The following is a 2,245-nucleotide window of genomic DNA, read 5'->3' as shown; positions in this document are numbered from 1 at the left end:
CTGGGCCAGGTGGGCCTGGCCGGCGTCACCGCAGCCCAGGCACCCACAGTGCGCGAAGCGGCCCGCACCCTGATACGTTTCGAACCCTTGTACGGCTCCAACTACCGCGGGCAGTCAAGCCTGCACGAAGACGCCCAGGGTGCCTGGCTGCGGTTTTACTCCATCAGCCCGTACAACGCCTATAACCGCTTTGTGGTGGACTCGATCATTGCCGGCTGGTTGCAGCACCTGTCCGCGGTTGCAGCCCGGCCCTTGAGCTGCGAGCAGATCGATATCGAATTCAGCGAACCGGATTACGCCCAATGCTACAACGGGCTGGGCAGCTCGACCCTGCAGTTTCGTGCAGAAACCAACCAGCTGCGCCTCAATCACGCCACCCTCGACCTGCGCAACCCGCAGCACTGCCCCAGCACCTGGGCCTACCTGCTGCAACTGTGTGAGCGCGAACTGGAGCAAATGACCCGCACCCGCAGCCTGCGCGAGCGCATTACGCAACTGCTGGGGCCTTTGCTCAATGGCGGTCGCGAACCCGACCTGGAGGAAGTGGCGGCACGCCTCAAGCTGCCGACCTGGACCTTGCGCCGCAAGCTGGCCGAAGAAGGCACGCAATTTCGCGCCATTCTCAACGACACACGCCGCGACCTCGCCATGACCTATATCCGTGATACGGAGCTGGCCTTCGGCGAAATCGCTTATTTGTTGGGGTTTGCCTCAGCCGAGGCGTTTCAGCGGGCCTTCAAGCGCTGGAATGCGCAGACGCCGGGAGAATACCGACGGCGTCAGCGCCAGACTGCCTGATGCTGCACCGGGCTCAAAGCTCGGTCGCATCGTCGGCAGGTTCCAGCGGGTCCAGTTCAAAGGCCTGGTATTCAAGCAGCTCTTCCTGATAGTCGTCCATACAGCATCCCTTTTCAGTCTGTTTGTTTAAGTCATGCCTGAGCATAAAGTGCCCGCATGAAGGAAAAATGACACCTTCGCGGGCACTGTCAATACTCATCGTTAAACGTAGCAGAGCTTTTGAGATTTACTGCACAGTTATTGAACGGGGGAAGGCTCTACGGCGGCAGGTACGGAGGTGATGGCAGGCTCGGTCACAGGCTCGACCACAGGCGTGACTGGCGCCACCACTGCAGGTACCGTTACCGGGGCCTCCAGCACAGGTAGAACAGGTTCGGCTGCGGCCGGGGGCAGCAGCACAGGCTCGCTGGCAGGCGCCACAACTGGCTCGGGCACAATAACCGGCTGGGGTGCAGGCACAATCACTTCAGTCGGCACTGGCGCAGGCTCAGGCACGCCCAGATCAGGCTTGGCTTTTTGCGGCGCCTTTACCGCTTTCACGACTTCCTTGGGCTTGGGCAGGAACACTTCGACCAGGCCAAAAAAGCGGTCATAGAACTGCGCCGAAGACACCGTCTCGCTGGCGACTTTGACCATCGAATCATCGGTTGAACCAATCGGCATCGACACCGAACCCAGCACACCGACACCCAGACTGGCAGAGTTGTTGACTTTCTTCAGGGCGTAACGGTCCTGCAGCGCATTGGCAAACATGGTGGCGTGATGCTCAGAACCGCCATCGTCGGCACACACAATGTTGAAGCTGATCTCCAGATGGCTTTCGCCGGTTTGCTGGAAGCTCTTGTGGCCGCTGATCATTTTCGGGTCATTGCTGGTGATGATATAGCCCTGGCTAAGCAAGGCGCGCCGCGCTGATTCGCAGGCTGTCTTGTCGGTCACCGGGTAATTGCGCGAGAACGTACCGGAGTCATCGAAGTTTTCATGTTCATAGATGGCAGTTTTCTTCGACGAGCAACCTGCCAGGCCAGTCAGCACGAGAGCGACTACCACGGCACGCACGGGGAATGACATAAGCATTGAAAATCCTGAAGAGAACGGTACGGGGCGTATTGTGCATCAAGTGGTGATAATCGCGGGCAGTTTGTCGCATCTGATCGTGGATCGCGGCCTGAAACCGCATTCGACCCCACTGTGGGAGCGAGCCTGCTCGCGAAGGCGCCAAGAGCTTCGCGGTTATCCGGCAAGTCCGGCATCTTCGCGAGCAGGCTCGCTCCCACAGTGGCTGGGTCCGTACAAAATCCCGGGCACAAAAAAAGCGACCCTGGGGTCGCTTTTTATGTAGATTCAGGGAGTTCAAGGGCCCTGAAGCAAATATGGCGCAGCGGACGGGACTCGAACCCGCGACCCCCGGCGTGACAGGCCGGTATTCTAACCGACTGAACTACCG

3 protein-coding genes are annotated in these 2,245 nt (G+C 59.5%); 1 reads left to right on the top strand and 2 read right to left on the bottom strand.

From position 1 onward, the window contains the following. Positions 1-798, top strand: a 798-nt coding sequence (locus tag GHO03_RS24240) for an AraC family transcriptional regulator (RefSeq protein WP_153400662.1), incomplete at its 5' end; no start/stop codon positions are given. 13 nt (positions 799-811) lie between these two features. Here GHO03_RS24240 and GHO03_RS24235 read toward each other — a convergent pair. Then, a complete protein-coding gene (locus GHO03_RS24235) occupies positions 812-997 on the bottom strand; it encodes a hypothetical protein (protein WP_130871641.1) in 186 nt (61 codons plus the stop codon). Positions 998-1,035: 38 nt separating this feature from the next. Beyond that, positions 1,036-1,875, bottom strand: a complete 840-nt coding sequence (locus GHO03_RS24230) for a DUF2242 domain-containing protein (protein WP_130871642.1) — start codon at positions 1,873-1,875, stop codon at positions 1,036-1,038. Positions 1,876-2,245 lie beyond the last annotated feature (370 nt).

This window comes from Pseudomonas sp. FSL R10-1339 (assembly GCF_009600545.1).
In the GTDB taxonomy this organism is placed as follows: Bacteria; Pseudomonadota; Gammaproteobacteria; order Pseudomonadales; family Pseudomonadaceae; genus Aquipseudomonas; species Aquipseudomonas bubulae.
The sequence above is the reverse complement of the archived record's forward strand: the minus strand, read 5'-3'. Positions and strand labels throughout refer to the sequence as shown.